The organism is Halalkalicoccus sp. NIPERK01, from assembly GCF_030287405.1.
GTDB lineage: Archaea > Halobacteriota > Halobacteria > Halobacteriales > Halalkalicoccaceae > Halalkalicoccus.
In genome coordinates this window covers 159,581-181,794 of record NZ_JASVVV010000006.1, presented here as the reverse complement: position 1 = coordinate 181,794, position 22,214 = coordinate 159,581, and the positions used below count along the sequence as shown (strand labels likewise).

The following is a 22,214-nucleotide window of genomic DNA, read 5'->3' as shown; positions in this document are numbered from 1 at the left end:
GTCGTTAACGACCGGATCGCGGACAACATGCTCCAGCAGATCCTCACTCGAACTGATGAGTACGACGTGCTGGCACTACCCAACTTGAACGGCGATTACCTCTCGGACGCGTGTGGCGCGCAGATCGGCGGGCTGGGGATCGCGCCCGGCGCGAACTTCGGGGAGGGGCGGTGTCTCGCCGAACCCGTCCACGGGTCGGCGCCCAAGTACGCGGGCCAGGACAAGGTGAATCCGACGGCGATGATCCTCTCGGGGCGGCTGATGCTCGAGTATCTGGGCTGGGACGACGCCGCCGACCTCGTTCGGGACGCCGTCGAGGCGACGATTTCGTCGGGGCGGGTGACGTACGACCTGGAGCGCCAGATCGAGGGTGGGGAGAAGTTGGCGACGAGCGAGTTCGCCGAGGCGATCGTCGAGAACATCGAAGAGCTCGCCTAAGGCGAGCTCTTCGGGCAGTCGGATTCCGTCGGAATCCGACAACATCGAACAGTTGGCCTAACGGCCAACTGGTGGACGCTGTCGTAGCGAGCGTCTCGGACGCTCACGGCATCGCCGTGAGAACATCGAGGAACGTCGCAAACTGGGTCGAGAACGGTCGCAGTTAGCTACGGTTCTCAGCGGTCTCCGACGCTAGATCCAATCGGGAGAGCGTCGAGGGTGTCGGTGTACCGTCCTCGTCCCACCCGCGGAACGCGTAGTACTCCTTGAGCATCGATTCGAGTTCCTCCGGCGGACAATACAGTCCCTCGCTCGGGCCATCAGGAATCGGCTCGTGCATCACTCGATACGGCAGGGTGTCCGAGTCGCGATTTGCGACGCCTCGCTCGACGTTGATCAGCCGCTCGAGGTTGTAGATCCGTTCGCCGATCTCCTCGACCTCCTCCAGCGAGAGCTCCCACCCGAGCGCGAGATTGATCGCGTCACGGTACTTCTCGTTGAGCTGATCACCCCAGCCCGCCTCGCTCACGAACCGGCACTGCGTTAGTGAATCCCCGAGCGCGGTATAGTGCTGTGAGCGGGCGGCGAACTCCGCAGTTCCGTCGGTCGTCTCGTCGTGAACCCCCTGATACTGGCGCGTCGGGCGGGTATCGTGGTGCGAGCCACCACGAGTAGACGTCGCGTACCCGATGCTCATCCCTTTCAGTCCGCGCGGCGAGTGGGCGGCGAACTCGAGGCCCATCCGTCCGTGGAGATACTTCTGAGCCTCGTCGTCGAGCTGTTCCGCGACCCGGAACGATCCCTCCGCTAGGATGTCGCCGAACCCGTCGCGATGGGCGGTCTGCTTCGCGAGTTCGACGAGGCCCTCGGCGTCACCGAACTCGAGATGTGGCGAGTCCTCGTCGGTGAGCAGCCCTTTCTCGTAACACTCACGGGCGAACGCGACGGTGACACCCCAACTGATCGTGTCCATACCGAGCCGGTCACAGAGGTCGTTCGCCTCAATGACGCGCTGGATGTCGTAGACGTCCTGCATGGTCGTCGTGCCGAACAGACTCTCGAACTCGGGGATCTTCGCCTCGGTCTGCCCCTCGCTCTCGATGCTGACATGCTTCCCACAGCGAACGGCACAGTTCGCGCAGGTCGTGTCCTCGGTGATGTACTCCGCTTTGAGCGTCTCGCCACTGACCGCCTCCGCGTTCTCGTCCGTCGTTTGTTCGGTCTGATTGTTCCGGCGGCCAAGTTTTCCCATCTCGTTGATCGGGTTGACGAGCCCGGAGGTCCCGTAGGTTTGGAGCATCTCGGTCTCCTCCATGAGCCGCCCCATCTGGCCGGCCGTGAGATCGCGGAACTCGGATTCGGCCGCGACTTCGGGCTCGAACGAACCCTCCCGGATCGCGACGGCCTTGACGTTCTTCGACCCGAGCACCGCCCCGGCGCCGCCTCGGCCGGCAACCCCTTCTCGATCACGACCTTGGTGGACGAGACACGCATAGCGCGCTTGGTTCTCGCCCGCCGGTCCCGCGGCGATGACGTGCGTCGAGTAACCTTCGTCCTCGCGCTCGCGGACCGCCTCGCACGTCTCGTAGGTGTCCTTACCCTGTAGGTCGGTTGCATCCTTGCACTCGGCGCCGTTCTCGTCGACGTAGATGTACGAGAGGTCGTCGGCTTTGCCGTGTAATGCGATGAGGTCGAAGCCGGTCGTCTTCTGCGCTTGTGGGAAGCTCCCGCCGAACGTGCTGTCGAAAAAGCCGTTCGTCATGGGGCTGATGAACCCCGCGACGCCGCGACTGGTCGACTGAAATGGTGTAGCAGTCATCGGGCCGACGGCGAACACGAGGACGTTTTCGGCGTCGAACGGATCCGCGTCGGTCGGAACGTGGTCAGAAACGAGTTTCGCGGCGAGTCCGTTCCCGCCCAAGAAGCGCCGAGCGTCGGCCGGATCGATCCGCTCCCGTTCGATACCGCCGGTGTCGAGTCTGACGTGGAGGATCTCGCCACCGTAGCAGGCGGGCAGAGCGCGACTCATACTGCGTCCACCGAGAGCGGGTATAGAGTGGTTCTCTCCGATCGGAGTTCTACCGTCGTGTACATGTGCTACCCGCTACCACGACCGGGAGAATAAACGTTCGGAGCTCCCTTTTCCTCCGGATCGAGAGCCACACACGTATGTACCACCTCTAGTTAGTATAGATCCCGTATATGGACTTTTCGATGATCGATGCCACCGTGTACAGTGAGCAGGTACTTCGGTAGACGTTGAGCGCTGAAGCGACAGCTACGCTTCCTCCATCCGTTCGTTCAGCAGGGATCGGTAGTTCGGCCCTGGATTCGGGGGGAGTGTTGGCCGCGAACCCGCTCTCAAGCCCGAAGATCGTCTACGAGGTACTGGGAAGGAACACGGGCTATATCGCAGTTAACCGGCCCTGATTGGCTGCTCAAGCGACCCCGTGTGAATCGACTCGACTCGTGTGTTCGAACGTGGGCACCAGAGGATACCTCATACTTCCGAACGTCACGTAAGAATTCCCTCGTAGCGTCACCGTCGATCCCCTCACTCGGGCGTGATCACGTTCGGCGTCGGGTAGCTGCCGCCGTTGACGTGAATCACCTGCCCCGTGATGAACGAGGCCCGATCGGACGCGAGGAAACAACAGACGTCCGCGACCTCCTCTGTGGTGCCCATCCGCTGGAGCGGCGTGGCCTCGATGACCTCTTCGTGGCCGGCGAACGTCTCGTCTCGATCCGTATCGATGAGTCCCGGGGAGAGCCCGTTCACCCGGATGCCTTCCGGGCCGAACTCGGAGGCGAGCTGTCGGACGTAGCCCGCGATCCCCATCTTGCTCCCGTAGGAGTGTGCCTTCCCGGTTCTCCCGAGGAACACCATCGCACCGATCAGATTGACGATCGAACCGTGGCCTACGTCGAGCATATCCGACACGACGTGCTGCGTCAGCAGGAACTGGCCCTTCAGATTCACGTCTAGAACGTGATCCAGCTCCGCGGGTTCGACCTCGAAGAAGGGCGTCATCGGTCGAACGGTCGCGTTGTTGACCAGAACGTCTATCGGCCCGAGTTCCTCTCGAATCCGTCCTACGATGTCTTCGATGTCCGCCGGCTCCGCCAAGTCGCCGAGTGCAACGGCGGCGTTACTGCCCGCTGCCTCGACTTCCCGTGCGGTATCCTTGCAGCCCTCTTCGTCGTCCCGGGCCGTGATTCCGACGTCAGCACCGGCTTCCGCCATGGTGGTCGCGATCGTCCGGCCGATGTTGCGGCTCGAACCGGTGACCAACGCCGTCCGTCCGTCGAGATCCATCGTCACTCTCCTGCTTTCGCGAGCTGTAATGGGACTTACGACATCCGATAACACGGACCACTACCTTCCGTTCTCCGTTTTCTCGAACGATGCTCTACCGATCGCGGTGGCCACGCACTGTTAATAGCTAGCGAGCAGAACGTGGGTATCGGTACCAGAGCAATGGCGACGGAACTCCATCCACAGGCGGAGGAGCTGCTTCACGACCTCTCGGCGAGCGGCGTTCCACCCCTCTATCGGCAGTCGGTCCCGGAGGCACGCGACACATATCTCGATCTGACAGTGCCCGACGGTGATCCCGAACCGGTGAGGCTGGTCTCCGAGACGGCTATCGAGGGCCCGAACGGCCCGATACCGCTCCGGATCTACGATCCCCGCGACGCCGATATCGAGGGGCCACGACCGGCGCTCGTCTTCTTCCACGGCGGGGGCTGGGTCGTCGGCGACCTCGACACGCACGATCTCGCCTCGCGCGCGCTCGCGAACGCCGCCGGGTGTGTCGTCGTCGCCGTCGATTACCGCCGCGCGCCCGAATCGCCGTTTCCCGCGCCGCTCGAGGACTGTTATGCCGCCCTCGACTGGCTCGCCGCCGACCCCGACCTCGACGGCGACGTCCGCATCGATCCCGACCGAATCGCCGTCGGCGGCGACAGCGCGGGAGCGACGCTCGCGACGGGGGTTGCGCTCCTCGCGCGCGATCGCCAAGGTCCCGACCTCGCCCGCCAACTGCTCGTCTACCCCGTGGTCGATCACGCGTTCGACACCGACTCCTACACCGAGAACGCGAGCGGCTACTTCATCACGCGCGGCGACATGGAGCGCTTCTGGGACGACTACCTCGAAACCGACCTCGACGGCACCCACCCGTACGCCTCGCCGCTTCGAGCGTCCGACCTCGCCGGCCTGCCGCCGGCGACCGTCCTGACCGCGGGCTTCGACCCGCTGCGCGACGAGGGGCGGGCGTACGCCGACCGTCTCGACGAGGCGGGCGTCCCCGTGAACCATCTGGAGTACCCCGACATGATCCACGGCTTCCTGACGATGCTCGCCGACCCCGAGTGGGATCGCGCCCGTGAAGCGGTGGCCGATCTCGCGAGCGATCTGCGAAACGCCTACCACGACTGACGGCCCTCGATCGGTGACACGCGTACCACCCCGGGATATTGTCCATTGATAGCACCCAACGATTAATATCGATCGTTACGTCTTGGGTGGTGATGCCAAGCATTGATCTGGAGACGGAAACGGGACGGAAAGAAGCGCTGCGACGGATGCTCACGATCCGGTGGTTCGACACCACGGCGGGCGAGCGGTTCGCCGACGGGGAGATCCCGGGGTTCGTCCACCTCTACATCGGCGAGGAGGCGGTCGGCGTCGGGGCCTGTGCCGCCTTGGAGGAGGACGACTACATCACGAGCACCCATCGGGGACACGGCCACTGTATCGCGAAGGGGCTCGACCCGAAGCCCATGATGGCCGAGCTGTACGGCAAGCGCGAGGGCTACTGCAACGGCAAGGGTGGCTCGATGCACATCGCCGACGTCGACGCCGGGATGCTCGGGGCCAACGGCATCGTCGGGGCCGGCCCGCCGCTCGGGACGGGCGCGGCGCTGACGATCGATCGCAAGGGCGAGGACCGCGTCGCGCTGTCGTTTCTCGGGGACGGGGCGGTCGCGCAGGGACAGGTCCACTCGGCGGCGAACCTCGCGGCGACGTGGGACTTACCTGTGATCTTCCTCGTCGAGAACAACCACTACGGCGAGGGAACCCCGGTCGAGGAACAGCACAACGTCGAGAACCTGAGCGCGACCGCGGGCGCGTACAACGTTCCGGGGATCACCGTCGACGGCATGGACGTCACCGCGGTCAACGAGGCCGTGCTCGAGGCCCGCGAGCGCGCCCGCGCCGGCGACGGGCCGACGTTCATCGAGGCCGAGACCTACCGGTTCCACGGCCACTTCGAGGGCGACGAGGAGTTGTACCGGGAGGACGACGAGGTCGAGCGCTGGGAGGCGCGTGACCCGATCGACTCGTTCGCCGAGCGCCTGATGGACCGCGGCGAACTCACCGACGAGGGCTTCGAGGAGCTCACCACGGAGGCGAAGGCGACCATCGAGGAGGCCCTCGAGTACGCCCGGAGTGCCGAGGAGCCCACCCCCGAGGAAGCCTACGACGACATGTTCGCGGTCGAGGTTCCCGAGATCACGAGCTTCGCCCAGCAGTTGCGGGCCGACGGCAGCGGTCCCAAGGGGGGTGAGCGCTGATGGCGAGTGCCGGACTCGAGGCCGAACAGACGGAGGAAATGACCGTCAGGGAGGCGATCCGCGAGACGCTGCGCGAGGAGATGGACCGCGACGAGGACGTCTTCCTCATGGGCGAGGACATCGCGACGATGGGCGGCGTCCTCGACGTCACCGGCGAACTTCACAAGCAGTTCGGCAAGGACCGCGTGCGGGATACCCCTATCGGCGAGTCGGGGTTCATGGGTGCGGCGACGGGCGCGGCCGCGACCGGTTCGCGCCCGGTCGTCGAGATCATGTTCTCGGACTTCCTCGGGGTGGCGATGGAACAGGTCATGAACCAGATGGCGAAGATGCGCTACATGTTCGGCGGGAAGACCGAGATGCCGGTCACCGTCCGCACCACCGAGGGCGGGGGTATGGGCGCGGCGAGCCAGCACTCGGGCACCGTCCACGCCTGGATCGCCCACTTCCCGGGGCTGCTGGCCGTCGCCCCCGGCACGCCCGCCGCCGCGAAGGGCCTGCTCAAATCGGCCATCCGCTCCGACGACCCCGTCTTCTTCTTCGAGAACAAGATGATCTACGAGCAATCGGGCGAGGTGCCCACGGACGAGGACTTCACCATCCCGCTCGGAGAGGCGAGCGTCGAGCGCGAGGGCGAGGACGTGACCGTGGTCGCGACCCAGCGCCTCGTCGGCGAGTCGCTTTCGGTGGCCGACGAACTGGACGGCGAGACCGACGTCGAGGTGATCGACCTCCGGTCGCTCTACCCGCTCGACACCGACACCATCGTCGAGAGCCTGAACAAGACGGGCCGGCTCGTGGTCGCCGACGAGAGCCCGCTCTCGTACGGCGTCCACGCCGAGGTGATGGCCCGCGCGGTCGAGAACGCCTTCTACAGTCTCGACGCACCGATCCAGCGGGTGGGCGTGCCCGATACGCACATCCCGTTCAGCCCCCCGCTCGAAGGGGAGGTGCTGCCCGACGGCGAGAAGGTCAGGGACGCCATCGAGCGGATCGCCTGAGCGGTGAGCGACCGGATCGGTCTCATCGTCAACCCGGCCGCGGGACGCGACATCCGGCGGCTGACCGGCGGCGCGACCGTCGTCGACAACTACGCGAAGCGCCGCGTCGCCGAATGCGTTCTCGAAGGGCTGGGAGCCGTCTCCGACCCGCCGACGGCACTCCTGATGCCGGATACGGCGGGGATCGCCGCGAGCGCCGCCGAGGAATCGCCGAGTATCGAGACGGCGCTACTCGATCTCGCCCCCGAGGGAACGGCCGCGGACACCCGCCGGGCGGCGGCACGCTTTCGCGAGGAGGTCGATGCGATCGTCGTCCTCGGTGGCGACGGGACGAGCCGCGATACCGCCCTCGAATGCGGCGACGTCCCGCTGCTCCCGGTCTCGACGGGAACCAACAACGTCGTTCCCAACGCCGTCGACGGGACGGTCGCGGGGGCGGCCGCCGCGCTCGTCGCGACCGGCGCGGTCGACGCAGACGCAGTCACCGCTCGCCACGGCATAGTCGAGGCCCGGACGGGGTCGGACGAGACCGTCACCGGGCTAGCGTCGGTCGAACTCTCGAACCGATCGTTCGTCGGCACGCGGGCGATGCTCGATCCGGCCGACCTCGCCGGCGGGATCGTCTCGCGGGCGAACCCCGCGGACATCGGCCTCAGCAGCGTCGCGGGCGCGCTCGGACCGCTGGTGGCGGCCGAGTCGGGGGCGGTCGGCCTCCGCCTCGTCGACGCCGACGCGGCCCCCCGGACGGTCCGAGCGATCGTCGCCCCCGGCGTTGTCGCCGAGGTGGGGATCGAGGAACACCGTCGCCTGGCCGACGGGGAGTCGATGACCGCCGAAGTCGAGGAGGGTGTCATCGGCGCCGACGGCGAGCGCGAACTCGAGGTCGTCGACGAACGCGTCGAGTTCCGGTCGGCCGATCGGGCACCGCGCCTCGTCTCGATCGAGGCGACCTTCGAGCGCGCCGCCCACGACGGCACGTTCGAAACGAACTGACGCTCCTCTCTGCTTCTCCCCGAACTCGGCACGAACGTATAAGTCGATCACCGTCCCGTCTCTCACACAAATCATGAGCAACGGTACCATCCCATCCGTCGGGATCGAGATTCCGGAGATCACACAGGTCGCGTTCGTCGTCAGGGACATCGAGGACGGCGTGGATCGGTTCGGGTCGATCCTCGGGATCGGCCCGTGGGAGGTCTACCGGTTCGAACCGCCCCGTCTCTCGGAGACGACCTATCGGGGCGACCCACACGACTACTCCATGATACTCGCCCTGAGCGAGGTCGCGGGGACGATGATCGGACCCCTCGAGGGCGAGAGCATCTACACGGAGCACTTGGAAGAACACGGCGAGGGCCTCCACCACGTCGCGTGTTTCGCGTTCGAGGACACGGAGGCGGTCGTCGACCGGTTCGTCGAGGCGGGGGTGGGAGTGCTCCAGAGCGGGAACTTCGCGGGCGTTCCGTACTGGTATTTCGACACGCGATCGGCGCTCAATGGCGTGATCTTCGAGACGGCGACGAACCTCGAGGCGATGCCCGAACCGGACGAGACGTACTCCGTCGCGTGAACCGCGCAGTTCGGCCGTGTGCGATCAGGGCGTCTGCTCCCGGTACGTCCGCAGGACGAGTTCGGGCAGGTCCCCGATCCGCTCGCGAAGGGCTCCGAGGAACTCCTCGGCGTCCGCGTCGCCGAGGATGCGCGTATCGTACGCGAGCGACAGCGAGAGACACCGCTCGAGGGAGACGCCGTTCTCGGCCGGGACGGCCCGTCGCCGCGAGACGTTGGCGACGAGCCCCGCGACCGTCGGCGGCGTGACGACGGCCGCGAGGTCGCCACCGACCTCCCCGTCGAGCGCGAGCGCGAACGTCGCGCGGCCGCCCGAGACGCCGCTCGCGACCGCCTCCTCGGTCGTCTCGCGTCGCATCTCGACGAGTTCGGCGAAGGGCCGCGTTTCGACCGCCTCCAGGACGGGCCTGACGAGGTCGCCGTCCGACTCCGTCGCGAGCGCGACGTCCTGGTGGCCGTGGAGGTGGTGGGTCCCGTCCTCGAACGTCGCGTTGAACGCGGGACAGTCCGTAAGCGCCGCCGAGGCCGCCACGAGCAGGGCGTCGAGCGGGGAGGTCTCGACGTCGAACGCCCGCCCCGAGAGGTCGGTCGCCTCGATCACCGCGTCCGCGTCGGCGCCGCTGACCACGAGCGTCGCGGTCCGATACCGGCCCGCGCGCACGTCCGCCCGGTCGGCCTCGGCGACCGTGGATTCGATCGCTTCCGTCGGCGCCTCCGCGGTTTCGGCTTCGGCTGCCGACTCGACGTCCTCCTCGGTGATCGCACCCTGTGGTCCCGTCCCGTCGACCGCGGTGAGGTCGACGTCGAGTTCCTCGGCCCGGCGTTTCGCCCGTGGGGAGGCCTTCACCCCTTCGGCGGCCGGCCGATCGCCAGTCGTTTCGTCGCCCGATGCCGCGGCTTCGACGTCGTCCTCGGTGATCGCGCCCTGGGGGCCGGTTCCGTCGATGGTAGGGAGGGAAACGCCGAGCTCCTCGGCGCGGCGTTTCGCACGCGGCGAGGCCTTTACCTGCTCGGCCGACGCGTCCGCGCCCGATTCCTGCGTGGTCGCCGCCGTCTCCGTGTCACTGCTCGCCTCGACAGCCTCCTCGCGTTCGCCTTCGGCGGGTTCGGCCGCGGCCGCCTCGTCTCCCCCGTCGAACTCGGTCTCGAGGTCAGCGATGTCCTCGTCGGCGCCGGCGACGATCCCGATGGGCGTCCCCGGGGGGACCGACTCGCCCTCGGCGAGATCGACCAGGCGGAGGACGCCGTCCTCGCGGGCCTCGATCTCGCCGATGCTCTTCTCGGATTCGATCTCGGCGAGCACCTCGCCCTCTTCCAGGGAATCGCCCTCCTCGAGATACCATTCGAGGAGGGTTCCCTGTTCCATTTCGAGTCCCAACTTCGGCATCTTGACAACATATCCCATGACAACACCGGACGAGGGCCGGTGATAAAAATCCCGTTCCTCGACCGGGGTCGACCGCGTCACCGACCTCGTAGACCAGATCACTCAGTTCGGTATGAGAAACGCGACCGTCGAGAGGCGGCTACGGATGGGTCGTGCTCCCGATTCGGATCGGGCGACGCTCGCTGTAGTGGACGGATCAAAACCCGTGCCAGTCGATGACCCGCACGTCGTCCATCCGGTCGAAGTGATCGACGTTCGCGGTGAGGACGGCGAGCCGTTCGGTCCGTGCGGTCGCGCCGATGTAGACGTCGTGAAGGTCGTGTAGCGGCTCGCCCCGGCGTTGGAGATCGGCGATGATGGTTGCGGCATCGGTCGCGATCGGTCTGGTGAGCGGGAGGATCTCGAACCGGGAGAGCAGGCGTTCGAACTCCTCGGTCGCTTCGTCGCGGCTGTCGTCGTCCCCGTACTGCTTTTCGATCCCCAGCTGGAGTTCGGTAACGCTCACGATGCTGATGGCATGGCGTCCAGCGTCGTCGAGCTTCCGCACCCGTTCGCCGACGCCGCCACGATCGATATCGACGAGTACCGACGTATCGAGGAGCTTCATCGAGCGCGGTCGTCGGTGGTTTCGTCGATACGCGCGACGGTACCCCGACTCATCCTCCCGATATCGTCCGTCACCGCTTTGGACGTTTCCCGCTCGAGGATCTTCGCCCCCGTGACGTCCGCGATCTTCCCGCCGGTTTCGAGCTTCGCCTCGATGACCTCGCTGAAACTCCGCTCTCCCTTCTCGCGTTTGAGCGCCTCATAGACCTCGTCGGAAATCGCGATGTTCTTGCTCATGAGTTACGTATGGGTACCTATACGCAAAATACTTCGGGAAGGCCTTCGATCCCGGGTCGGTGTCGGGGACGGCGATCCGTTCGTGGTCCTCGTGGCTGGTTTCGTCGTTCGATTCGACAGTGACGCCGGGAATCCGGCCGACGTGATCGTGTTGCGCGTCAATACCGTGGTCTCGGTCTGGAGCGCCGTCGCCGCGATGCACACGTCTTCAGTCTCGATCCGCGTTATATCGAAGACCACCGTTTGGACTCGTCACTCGACAATTGGGGGTGATCGGATCGCGGCGCGCACTTCGGGTCGTCCGTCGGTGTTCTCTCCCCTCCGTGATCGCCTCCCGGAGGTCTTCGGCCGCCTCGTCGTCAAGGGTCCGCAGTGGTTCTCGAGGCGAACGCCGGGCGAGATCCGATTGACGACGTCCGAGAAGCTCTCCCCGTCCTTCTTCGCGGCTTCGAGCCGCTCGGAGGCTTCCTCGGTGAGCGAGATCGTTTTAGTTCTCATATCGTGTCCGTGTATGTCCTCAGTGGTAGGCGTGTCGGCGAGTTCACGGGGACTGAGCGACCGTGTGTGCTCTTTGTACGAAGAGGATAGAGCCGATTCGAACAGTTCAGGCGATCGGAGAGAGTCGGTGATCGCGCCACGGTCGGGGCCGGATCTCGGAGTCGATCCCGCCTGATGTGAGGTGAACGGTCACGAAGCAGCACCGATCGCTTCGACAGCATGATTTATATACTGTCACTGATTTCCCACATCATATCACAAGTGATGGAGGCGCTGGGTGGTCTGCGCGAGCGGATGAAAACGCTCAACGAGCGACTGGAGAGCGCGGTCGGGATGGACGGCGGGGGGCGTGGCGACTGTCTGCGCGAGTACCGGGCCCGCGTCGCCGCCCGTTCGTTCGAGCGCGCGCTCCACCTCGGTGCCGGGCGCGACACCTACCGGGTCGGTGAACGTGCCTCGGCGACGGGCGGACGGGTCGTGGCCCTCGATACGAACCGCTCGACGCTCGCCGAGCACGGCGTGCGCGATCGGGTGGTCGGCTGTGGCGGGCGGTTGCCGTTCGCGGACGACTCGTTCGACCTCGTGTTCTCGGAGTACGTCTTCGAGCACCTCGAGGATCCCGCCCGCGCGTTGGCCGAGATCGATCGCGTGCTCCGGCCGGGCGGCGAGGTCGTCCTGCTGGTGCCGAACCCGGCACACTACTACGCCACGGTGGCCGCCCTCACGCCGTTTTGGTTCCACGTGTTTTACCTCACGCTCCAGGGCGAGTCGGAGGTCCGGCGGGATCACTACCCGACGTACTACCGCTGGGGACGGTACGAGGACCTCTGGGACGTCGAGGGCTGGACGGTCGAGTCGATCGATACCTATACTGGACCGACGGCGTACACCCGGTGGCTGCCGGTCCACGTCCTGTTCGTCGCGCTGGAGTACGTGCTCTCGAAGGACGTACGGAACCACCTGCTCTATCTCGCTCACTACTCGGTTGATGGTTCACAGGTTGAGGAAGACGAATCGAAGGAGTTGGCCGATCAGTAGCTCGGAACCGTGACGGTCACGAACTGAGAAGGCAGGCAGCCGAGCCACTCGGTCGCTTCGGCGCGGCAGTCATCGTCCCCGTACGGCTTTTCGGTCCCAACTGGAGTTCATCGTAGGTGTGCCAGCCTAGTGCTGGAGTATCTCTTTTATTTTTGAAAATCTCCACTTGCCATGTTGTATCGTGCGCACCACCGTTCTGTTACCGCGTGGGAGTAACGTGATCATGTAGAGCAGTACTGTCCGTTGGTTGTAGTGGTCACTTTGGAGGACATCTCGAAGATGTGTGCGCGCCTCCGCTACTCGATTCGTATCGGAGAGAAGACGCTTTCCGTATTCATGTTTCGCCTGCATCTCTCGCTCCTTTCGATAGGGTTCTAATTCAGGATAGCGTTTAACGAGATCACTTATCTCTAACATCTTCATCTCGTATGCGAGATCGATATCATCCGTAATTGACCCCGTCCGCCGTCGTTTGTACGAGAGCGCTTCGTCGACACGGGCGGGCCGAAACTGTGCGAACAGCCGCGTCCACAGGTGGGGGTCCTCGCGCAGTTGGAACCGCTCGTCGAAGCGTTCGGCGTCGAAACACTCGGTTCGTGCGAGCACGGAGCGCGACCCGACGCCACCGTTGCGAAAGTAGTTCACGTGATGGGTTTCCGGTGAGCGTACAGGAAGCGACGAAAGCCGATACGTCGTTTCGTTGTCGACCAGATATTCGTCGGAATAGACGATATCCGTGCCGTCCACTAGCTCCGGTAACTGGTGTGCGAGCTTCTCGGTGTGCCAGTAGTCGTCGGCGTCACAGAAACCGACGATATCGCCCGTCGCCAGATCGAGACCGTGGTTTCGGGCGCTCGCGACGCCGTCCGGTTCGATCCACGAGTAGCGAACGTCCGATCCGTATCCCTCGGCAATTCGTTTCACGCGGTCGTCGTCGCTCGAATCGACGATGATCACCTCGACGCTGGCGTCCGTGTCGGTCTGGGAGAGAACGCTCGTTATCGACTGATCGAGAAATTCGGGATCGTTATACGTAGGAATGATAACCGAGACGGAGCGCTTCGAGGTAGTCATAATTTCATCTGATGTTCGAACTGGTATCAACCTACTGTTCTATAGGACCAACTACAGCTATCCATATTTCGTCGATCTCTCCGATCATCTACGAGAGGAGTTTCTCGGTTCCTGCTCGGACGACCTCGGCGGTCAACAGCGGTATCCGAACCGGTGAACACGCCGATTGCCCCTTTTCGACGGTTTCGATTAGGGACTGAGCGTCCTGCCGCAAGGTAGCCTTCGCTTCCGAAACGTAGGGTGTTCCCTCCTCCCAGGCGCCGATGATCGCCGTCGAAAGACGGTCGGTGTCGATCGCGTCGCACCAAATGATCGGGTCCTGTCCAAGTTGACGGAGAATAGATTCGCATTTCGGATGATAAGCTAGGCCGAGAACAGGTGTGTCAACAACGGCAGCAGTTATAATGCTGTGAAGGCGCATCCCGATAACGAGCGGCGCAGCCTCTAGTACCTGCACCATCTCTCGGAATCCAATCTCTTCTTCAACGACGGATATCTGATTACTTTTCATTCGATTCGCGATGCCCACGGCGACAGTAACATCACTCGGTGTTCGGTTCGTCTGAAACGGCACGAACAGTATTGAGCATCCCGTCGACTCAAGTGTTCTATCTAATGTCTCGGCTAGTGCCGTTTTATCGAGATTCCGTACCTCCGGCTCGCGAACGGAAACAACGAGCGTTTCGTCATCCAACTGCCGGTCAACGCTCGCCGGAATCGAGGCATACCTATCCGCAACGATATCGTAACCAAAAACCGGATCGGCAAGCGTGTGAATCGGCTGATCCACGCCGATATCAGAGAGGGAAGTCGCCGAGTCCCGATCACGAACGGTGATTGTATCGGTGTGGCGCAACAATTCACGTGCGACTCTGCGGGAGTGTTCCGGTCCGTCATGGAACGGTCTGACGCCGATACCGACAGTTGCGACTCTCGTTCCGAATGAACGTGCGACGGACGCTGATGCGGCATATTTCAGCATCTTACGAGGGCCGAACAGCCCTCCTCCGCCGATCCAGAACTCATCAGCCTCGCGGGCAGCCCGAAGCCATGCACGGTGGTCGTCGATTGACGGGGTGAATCGCGGAACAGCCGCGTCAACGTCGTGGTGTGTTACTGTATGGTTCGGATTGTGCGAACCGGCGATGATCCGGTAATCGGTATCGGTCCTGTCGCTATACTGCTGGATGAGTTGGATGAGCGATGTGAGGATCAACTCATCCCCTATGTTCCGTGCACCGTAGTAGCCATCAAGAAGGATTGTTTTAGACATATCTATAAATAATGTCTAAAACCATATATGGATGTTCTTTTCATGCGATTCCGGGCTGTGCCGTGCTTAACGACAATATCCTAGATTGGGGATGATTTCGAATTAGGTGGAAGAGTAGCTACCTATTGGTATTGATGGATTCATTCTCATACCGAACTGATGGCTGGAGCTTCTCTACTGGCGACAACCATCCCTGCAAGTATCCAAAATACACTGTTACTCGTCTGTACCGGCCATATCAGGTTCAGCATCGAAAGCATAGTAAACCCGACAGCCCAAACACACAGCAAAAGCATCATTGGATGATCTGTACTCGGATCATCAATCGCACGGATGGTATACCGTGCCACTACAACTAATAGCACGAGGTAAAGCAGGAGCCCAATTACGCCGGTTCCAGCGAGGAACTCAAAGGGTGTACTATGAATCGCATTCACCGGACCGTCAATATATTTGTCGGCGACGAGTTCGAAGTTTGCACCACCGAGACCAAACAGCGGATACTCACGCGCGATATCAACTGCTGCTTGATATTTTTCTACCCGTGTATCGAGATTGTCACCGTCAGCGAGGGGGACGTAGGTAAAGAGGGATTCAATACCGACGTGCCATGCGCTGAAAATGATCGCGATACCTCCGACGATACCCGCACTACCGAACAGCAGCCGAGAGCGAGCTACTGTATTTCGAATACTGTTCGGAATGCGCTGCCAGATGAGAGTGGCGACCGTTCCAAGAACAACGACAACTCCCGCGATAAGTGTAGTATCGCTTCCAGATAACACGAGCGACAGGATAATCCACGGCAGAGCGATTACCGAAACACTACGTTGCCATCTCGCACCACGGACGAGATAGAACAAACTAACGGCAAGCGAGAGGAGCGTGATCGTTGCTAGTGCGGTCGCGTTACCCGCAAAGCCTCCGATGGGATAGCCGGTTTCGACCGTCTGCCCGAGTAGCGTCATCGTGATCGGTGCCTCGCGAGCCGAACTTCCGAGCGCACTAAGTCCGAGTGGACCGATGATTATCGATTGTGTGATCGCAACCGGTGTATGGATTACACCCGCTATAGCGACGGTTACGACCCCGATCCGAAGTGGTATTACCGAAATTAGACATATACTTGCGAGGAGATAGATGATCCATCTCGCTTGACCAATCGCAAAGAACGCGGCTGTCATCGGCGACGGTCCCGCTCCGAATACGGCGGCAAGCATAGCCCAGCACACCCACAACAGACCACTAGCAACTGCGATGAAGCCTGTTGGCCGCTGGAAATTACCTCGATATATCCAATAACCGCAGATGACAAGAAAAAGGCCGACGAAGGGGTCCGCTATGTTAAGTGTGAGATTGACTCGTGATGTCTCGGCATAAATGAGTGGAATCGACGCCGAAGAAGTCGATAGTCCGAGTATTCCGCCTATTACTCCCTCAATAGGACGGTTGATGACGATGATAGCAATGAGATACCCTACAAGGATGAGACCAGAAAGGGCGAGTAAGTGTAGTTCGGTCACGAAATGGGTGACTGGAACTAACCAAAGTAATGTCACAAGGAGCACAGTAGCGAGTTTTAAAACTATCCACGGATTAGTGTCATAATTAGAGAAATAAGATTGAGGACTGGTGTACGTTTCTGCAATGAATTCTATCGGAAAGGACACACTATCTCATTATACATAGGTGAAATAAACGTTGTGAAAACCTCTATGTAGTGATGTATAATAGACATCTTTTACAATCGTGATATATAATCGCCTTTTTAGGAAAACGTCGCCCCGATAGAGTCGAGAATGAATCGCGCTTCGTGTGGCCGTATTCCCTTTATTCCGATGAGCACTGTGAAGTACACGACCGGACAGAGGACGAGCAAGAGTACGAGACTCTGAATACCGGACAGAACACCGATGGCAAGCATAACTGCTGCTGCACCGAGCGTCTTGAGTGCGAACTTCCATTCGACTATGATCTCGTAATTTCGGAGGGTCAGACCATACAAAACGCTGAATCCAATGATGAAGGTCAGCAACGTCGCAAGCGCCGCACCGATAACTCCCATCTCCGGTATCAGCACGACGTTCAACCCGACGTTCAATAGCGAGGCTCCAACGCGAATAAGCGATACTAGAAGCGTTTTTCCGGACGCGAAGAATAACTGACGGTACAGCGTATCCAGCCCGATCAGCATGATTCCGGCCGCGATGATCGGTAGGAGCGTGGGTGCGTAGGCCGCGGCCTCGGGCGTCGAGAGCAGCCCGATGAGCTGTTCACCGATCAAGTAGAGACCGACGACCGAAGGCACCGCCAGCCCGACCAGATAGCGAGTCCCGTTTGCGAGGTACTGATAACAGCTCTCCTGGTCGCCCTCCTCCCACAGACGGCTGAATTCGGGGAAGAACGTAACACGGAGCGGCAGGGCGTACATACGGAGGAGTTTCGCGACGGAGTAGGCGATCGAATAGATTCCGACCGCGTTCGCACCGATGAAGAAGCCGAGCAGGAGTCGATCCACCCGGTCCTGAAACATCCCGGATACGTCGCCGACCATGATCGGAACTGAGTAGCGAACGCTCGGACCGACGTCCGAGATCGACGGCCTATGGAGCCCGGTTGCCCGCAATACGGTCCCCTGAAGGACGAGCGCGAACGCCAGCTCGACGAACGTGACGGCCCCAACGATCTCGAACAATCCTCCGTTCATCACGAGGAGAACGGCGATCACGGTTCCGACGTTCAGGTACGTTTTGATACCCTCTAGAATCGAGAACCTCTTGACGCGCATCTCCGCGCGATAGTAGTTCTGCCCCATGTCTTGGGCGATGTAGATTGGAACGAGGAGTGATCCGATCTGAAAGAGCGCGGTGTACTCGGCCGAACTGAGAAACAGACGGGAGATTGACTCTGCCGTGAGAAAGACGCTCACTGTGACGACGCTACCGAGAACGAGGGCGACGGACGTGAGCGTGATATACAGTTGAGAGCCGTCTCGTTCCTGAGAGAACTTGATGAGTGCGTTTTCCAACCCCAACCGAGCGATCGCCGCACACATTCGCGCAATGACTTCTACCTGAATGAACGCACCGTACGAGGCCGTCCCGAGAAGTCGGGTGATCAAGGGGATAAAGACAATCCCGCGGATTTTCTGGGAGAAATTAACCAAGGTAGTGACGATGATATCCGACGAGAGTTTCTCGCTAAGAGCCATTCGGTGTTGTCCCTCAACTATGAACGAATATCCGTCCTGCCATTAGTGGCTACTGGTTCGACCGTTAGGATTCATCGTGATGACGACTGTAAACCGTCGGTGACGAGATGCGCTGCCAGCCCATTAAGAAAAAGAGGGCTGGGATGAGCAGAACGAGGTCACTGACCAACGGAAACAACGTGTTGTTCACCAATCCGTTCTTACCGATAGTAATCAACAGGAGCGTGAATACGACGAACGACAGCACGGATACCCGATCACGGTTGATCAGTTGCCACGTCAGATACAGAAGAATGCCGTACAAGGCACCCATGAGCGGAATACCTGGATAGCCGAAGTTGAGGTAGTACTCCCCCATCGCTCCCGGCGGCCGTCCTCCCGAGGCGTCCGGAAGGGCGATACGGCGAAACAGCCCACCGGATGTCGAGACGGGTTTCTCGGGCCAGATCGATCGTGGCACGAAGTTTAACGGGACGCGAGCGTAGAACAGCCCATAAAAATACCCGACCTGCTCCGGTACGATCTCTACTAGACCAAGGAAGTTATCGTAGATTCCCGTGTGAACGCCCGCAGTCAATATCGAGAACGGGTTGATACTGGTAAGCGCTTCTATTGGTGACTGGGATAGCCGGATCACTCGCAAAAGCACGATTCCTATCGCCATGACGAGACCTACGATCGGCAGGCAAACGATGAGTACGCCAGGTGGGACGTGTTTCGTTAGTCGAGCGAAATCACCCCGTTCCAGGGAGAACAGGTCCTCAATTACGGAATAATAGAAAAATATAATCGCTATAATTATTATCGAGACTGCACGCCCGCGGCCGCCGAGCAGTAGAAAGGCTCCGGCGAACGGAATAGCGGATGCGAACTCGATCATCGATGGCGTTCTTCCATCCATGATCGCTCCACTCAACCAGAGTAGATAACCGATGTAGAGTGCGCGTGAAAACAGAATGAACACGCCGTTTTCGGCAAAAACCTCGCTTCGCGGCTCAGTCGTTGTGTACAAGTAAAAGATTTCGCCAGGCGGGAAAACCAGCAGAATAGCACTTAAAATACTGAGCAGGCCAATAAGTATATACCCCCCACCAACTACCCGAAAAGCTCTCCCAGAGGAGGGGCTAACGGTTTGAAGGATGGTTTGTATCGTGTGGCCTCGATTTTCGAACCATTGTGCAACTGCTGGCCCAAGCGTGTAATAGCCCGCCATAATTGATACAAACAAGACGAGTAGAACGATTCCTACGAGGAGGAATCCTTCAGTAAACGTTCGATTGACGAATTCGTAACTGATGTCTGTTCTAGTTACATATACTCGTTCTATCCAACCAATAACAATCATAGTAAAAAATATACTATGGAAAATGATTGGCTCAAATAATTCGAACCTACTTGCGCGCAGTGAGAGATACAAGGGGAACAGTATTGATGCTAATAGAATGGCTGTCAACGCCGCAAATTGATCTTCCACTGTAATGGTTATGTAAATCCCACTGGAGATTATTATCACGAGAGCAAGTAATAGAAACGTCCCACCCCATCGTCGCATTTGATTGCTTACTTGCATAGTTTATCTATTCTTATATCCTCTTAAATGATTATCGATATGACAAAACTGGTAGTAAAACCAAAATTTTGTTTTCCTCTCCATTTATTGTAAATATCCTAAGTCTTCAAGCCGCTGTTGAGTCTTTTTCTTCATACCTGTGGCCGTTTGACCCTCGATCTGCCGTATTTTCCCGTCTCTCCCCTCTAATCGTGTTTTAAGTTTGATGTGCGTATCGGCATTACTTCCCGAAACGTCGATTTGTTCATCTGGATCGTTGGAGACGTTATAAAGTGTAGTTGAACCATCGGTTCCCTCAATGTATTTCCAGTCTGGAGTGCGGAGACAGCGTAGTCCCCGATCATACTGATATATCTCCGAACTTTCTCCAACACGACTCTCTAATGCGTTCATCGAAGGCTGGGGAGTAACATACTCGGCAATTATGTGCTCTCGTGTTTGATCGTCGTTCGCGATACTATTTGCTGACAGATCTTCCTCAGTGGAACCATCGATATCTGCAATATCAAGCATCGTCGGATACAGATCTCGCAGTTCGACCAATCCCTCATTCCGTGTTCCTGCCTCAAACAGTTCCGGATATCGGACGACCAGCGGAACGTGGATCAGGGTGTCGTAGAGGCAGTACTGGTGATCCATTAGCCCGTGTTCTCCTAGATTCTCGCCGTGATCCCCAACGATGATGAGGGCGGTTTCGTCCGCTACCCCTTGCGATTCCATTCGGGTCCAGAGCTGTCCGATCCGATGATCCAAATATCGTAGTTCCGCCAGATAGAGTCCTCTCAGGATCTCGAAGTCCTCCTCGTCCATATCGACGTTTCCGGCGATGTACGCCCATGCGTCTTGATTCACTGATTGGGCGTCGGACCAATCAACCCCGTCTGGTAGAAACTGCTCACGGAACTTGCGTGGCGGATGGTATTCGAGATGAGGTTCGAGGTAGTTGATGAACATGAAGAACGGACGGTTTTCGTCGCGTGTCTTGTCGAACCACCACTTGACCCGCTTGTTCGTCATCCATGCGCCGTCGTCGTATCGCTTGCGAAGGAACTGCGTATAAAGCGCGTTACACAACGTTTTGTATCCATCGCGCCGAAAGAGCTTCTTTCCAACGGCTCGTGATTGATCTACAACGCCCTGTTTCTCTTTTGCGATCCGTGCCAGATCCGCCCCACCGTCGAACAGCTGCCATCCCACATTGAACTCCTCGAATCCACGGTCGAACCCGAACTCCGGGCTGACCCACGTGTTGTTCGAGAACGCGACGGTCTGGTACCCGTTCGACTGTAGTCGCTCTGCAACTGTTGGAACGTCCGGATCGAATCGTTTCGTGCCTGCGTGTGTGCCGTGATCGGACGTATACTGTCCCGTGAACATCGAGGCATGGGAGGGTAGCGTCCACGGAGCGGTCGTAAACGCGTTGGAGAACGTGGTTCCTTCGGACGCGATCTCGTGAATATTCGGCGTCACGTCGGGCCGATCGATTACTGCCTCCGCCCGTGCGGTATCGAGTACGACCAGTAGTATATTCGGTTGTTCCATTGTTGTCATGAATTAGGCAACTCGGGATAAAAATTCTTCGTACCTGTTGACGTACTGTTCGATCGAGAACTCGTCGACGATCCGTTTTCGACCCGCCTTTCCGAATCGTTCGCGCCTCTCTCGATCCTCAAGCAGTCGTTCGATTGCAGTCGCCAACTGTTCGCTGTCCTCCGATTCGACGAGATAGCCCGTCTCGCCGTCGATCACCACGTCCGCGGTCCCACCAACGTCGGTTGCGACCACTGGGACTTCCATCGCTAATGCCTCCCGCACCGCACCCGGGATCCCCTCGTTCAGCGAGGACAGGACGAACACGTCCAATTCGTTGAGGTACGCCGGCATGTCATCGATCCAGCCACGGAACTGAACGCGATCGCCGATTCCTTCCCGTTCGATGCGCTGCTTGAGCATCCGTTCGTACTCTCGGTCTCCCTCACTAGTCACGTCACCTGCGATCGAGAACCGAACGTAATCGCGCTCCTTCAGTATTCGCGATGCCGCCTCGACGAAGTACTCGTGGCCTTTTCGTGGGGTGATCGTGGCTGCCGTGCCGACGTGAAGTTCGTCGTCTTTCGAGGCGGACTCTTTCGGGCAAAACTCGGACGTGTCTATTCCCTTGTGGAATATCGTGAACTTCTCGCGATTGTTTCGATACTGCCTCTCGGTAAAGAGTCGTCTCGCTTGGTGGTCCGATTCGATGAACACGTGATCCGCAACCGTGAGTGCCGCGGTGTTGAGTGCCCTACGGATCCCTGTCGATTCGTACCCGAGCCCGATGTTCAATATCACCGGTGTCGGGGATATCGTCCCATAGGGAGCGATCGTCAGTACGGATCGTAGACAATCACACCAGATGACGTCGGCATCGGAGAGGGTCTCCCGCGCTTCGATGTTGAATTGGAGGAGCCGTCCGAGACTCGCGAATTTCTTATGAATCGGGTGTCTCAACAACCCTTTGTCGTACACGTCTAGCGCACCACGATAGGGAACGATCGTGACCGTCGCCTCCTCTAAATCAAGTCGGCGACACAGTTCGTCCTCGAACTGGGACAATACCGTTACGTCGAACCGCTCCTTGTCGATGTCCCTGATCAGCCGAAGCAGCATCTTCGACCCGCCACCGAACGACTCCGATGCCGTCTGGAAGAACACTACGTTAATCCGATCCTGCGAGGATGAGTGCTTCCGTG

20 protein-coding genes are annotated in these 22,214 nt (G+C 60.1%); 7 read left to right on the top strand and 13 right to left on the bottom strand.

The features are described 5' to 3' along the window. Positions 1–438 (top strand): isocitrate/isopropylmalate family dehydrogenase (locus QRT08_RS15890; protein ID WP_286046953.1); only part of this gene is annotated, 438 nt, incomplete at its 5' end. A 163-nt stretch (positions 439–601) separates the two neighbouring features. Here the strand turns inward: QRT08_RS15890 and QRT08_RS15885 are convergent. After that, positions 602–2,467, bottom strand: a complete 1,866-nt coding sequence (locus QRT08_RS15885; protein WP_286046951.1) for an aldehyde ferredoxin oxidoreductase family protein — start codon at positions 2,465–2,467, stop codon at positions 602–604. Between the two features lie 525 nt (positions 2,468–2,992). Beyond that, entirely contained in the window at positions 2,993–3,754 is a 762-nt protein-coding gene (locus QRT08_RS15880; protein ID WP_286046950.1) for an SDR family NAD(P)-dependent oxidoreductase, read from the bottom strand. 162 nt (positions 3,755–3,916) lie between these two features. Between QRT08_RS15880 and QRT08_RS15875 the strand changes: the two genes are divergently transcribed. From QRT08_RS15875 to QRT08_RS15855, 5 genes are all read left to right on the top strand, one after another. Beyond that, a complete protein-coding gene (locus QRT08_RS15875; RefSeq protein ID WP_286046949.1) occupies positions 3,917–4,879 on the top strand; it encodes an alpha/beta hydrolase in 963 nt (320 codons plus the stop codon). A gap of 92 nt (positions 4,880–4,971) precedes the next feature. Beyond that, entirely contained in the window at positions 4,972–6,018 is a 1,047-nt protein-coding gene (locus QRT08_RS15870; protein WP_286046948.1) for a thiamine pyrophosphate-dependent dehydrogenase E1 component subunit alpha, read from the top strand. Further along, positions 6,018–7,019, top strand: a complete 1,002-nt coding sequence (locus tag QRT08_RS15865; protein WP_286046947.1) for an alpha-ketoacid dehydrogenase subunit beta — start codon at positions 6,018–6,020, stop codon at positions 7,017–7,019. The genes QRT08_RS15870 and QRT08_RS15865 overlap by 1 nt, the downstream gene beginning before the upstream one ends. A 3-nt stretch (positions 7,020–7,022) precedes the next feature. Next, positions 7,023–8,012, top strand: coding sequence for an NAD(+)/NADH kinase (locus tag QRT08_RS15860; protein WP_286046946.1), 990 nt, complete (start codon positions 7,023–7,025; stop codon positions 8,010–8,012). Between the two features lie 73 nt (positions 8,013–8,085). Further along, positions 8,086–8,589: a VOC family protein gene (locus QRT08_RS15855; protein WP_286046945.1), complete on the top strand. Its 504-nt coding sequence runs from the start codon at positions 8,086–8,088 to the stop codon at positions 8,587–8,589. 24 nt (positions 8,590–8,613) lie between these two features. On the opposite strand, the gene QRT08_RS15850 is transcribed toward QRT08_RS15855, so the two are convergent. From QRT08_RS15850 to QRT08_RS15835, 4 genes are all read right to left on the bottom strand, one after another. Next, the gene (locus QRT08_RS15850) at positions 8,614–9,975 is read right to left on the bottom strand and encodes an E3 binding domain-containing protein (protein ID WP_286046955.1); all 1,362 of its coding nucleotides are present in this window, start codon (positions 9,973–9,975) and stop codon (positions 8,614–8,616) included. Positions 9,976–10,171: 196 nt separating this feature from the next. Beyond that, complete coding sequence (locus tag QRT08_RS15845) at positions 10,172–10,582, bottom strand: type II toxin-antitoxin system VapC family toxin (protein ID WP_286046944.1); 411 nt, start codon at positions 10,580–10,582, stop codon at positions 10,172–10,174. Next, complete coding sequence (locus QRT08_RS15840; protein WP_286046943.1) at positions 10,579–10,818, bottom strand: antitoxin VapB family protein; 240 nt, start codon at positions 10,816–10,818, stop codon at positions 10,579–10,581. The genes QRT08_RS15845 and QRT08_RS15840 overlap by 4 nt, the downstream gene beginning before the upstream one ends. A gap of 252 nt (positions 10,819–11,070) precedes the next feature. Further along, positions 11,071–11,316: an antitoxin VapB family protein gene (locus QRT08_RS15835; RefSeq protein WP_286046942.1), complete on the bottom strand. Its 246-nt coding sequence runs from the start codon at positions 11,314–11,316 to the stop codon at positions 11,071–11,073. A gap of 264 nt (positions 11,317–11,580) precedes the next feature. On the opposite strand from QRT08_RS15835, the gene QRT08_RS15830 reads away from it, so the two are divergent. After that, positions 11,581–12,354, top strand: a complete 774-nt coding sequence (locus tag QRT08_RS15830; protein WP_286046941.1) for a class I SAM-dependent methyltransferase — start codon at positions 11,581–11,583, stop codon at positions 12,352–12,354. Positions 12,355–12,480: 126 nt separating this feature from the next. Here QRT08_RS15830 and QRT08_RS15825 read toward each other — a convergent pair whose 3' ends face one another. From QRT08_RS15825 to QRT08_RS15795, 7 genes are all read right to left on the bottom strand, one after another. Continuing rightward, positions 12,481–13,428, bottom strand: coding sequence for a glycosyltransferase family 2 protein (locus QRT08_RS15825; RefSeq protein WP_286046940.1), 948 nt, complete (start codon positions 13,426–13,428; stop codon positions 12,481–12,483). 88 nt (positions 13,429–13,516) lie between these two features. Beyond that, entirely contained in the window at positions 13,517–14,701 is a 1,185-nt protein-coding gene (locus tag QRT08_RS15820) for a polysaccharide pyruvyl transferase family protein (RefSeq protein WP_286046939.1), read from the bottom strand. 146 nt (positions 14,702–14,847) lie between these two features. Next, on the bottom strand, positions 14,848–16,371 hold the full coding sequence (locus QRT08_RS18940; RefSeq protein WP_286046938.1) for an O-antigen ligase family protein: 1,524 nt from the start codon (positions 16,369–16,371) through the stop codon (positions 14,848–14,850). 98 nt (positions 16,372–16,469) lie between these two features. After that, positions 16,470–17,912, bottom strand: coding sequence for a flippase (locus tag QRT08_RS15810; RefSeq protein ID WP_286046937.1), 1,443 nt, complete (start codon positions 17,910–17,912; stop codon positions 16,470–16,472). Positions 17,913–17,976: 64 nt separating this feature from the next. Further along, on the bottom strand, positions 17,977–19,482 hold the full coding sequence (locus QRT08_RS15805; protein ID WP_286046936.1) for a hypothetical protein: 1,506 nt from the start codon (positions 19,480–19,482) through the stop codon (positions 17,977–17,979). Positions 19,483–19,566: 84 nt separating this feature from the next. Continuing rightward, complete coding sequence (locus tag QRT08_RS15800; protein ID WP_286046935.1) at positions 19,567–21,024, bottom strand: sulfatase family protein; 1,458 nt, start codon at positions 21,022–21,024, stop codon at positions 19,567–19,569. Positions 21,025–21,036: 12 nt separating this feature from the next. Next, on the bottom strand, positions 21,037–22,176 hold the full coding sequence (locus tag QRT08_RS15795; protein ID WP_286046934.1) for a glycosyltransferase: 1,140 nt from the start codon (positions 22,174–22,176) through the stop codon (positions 21,037–21,039). Between the last annotated feature and the right edge of the window lie 38 nt (positions 22,177–22,214).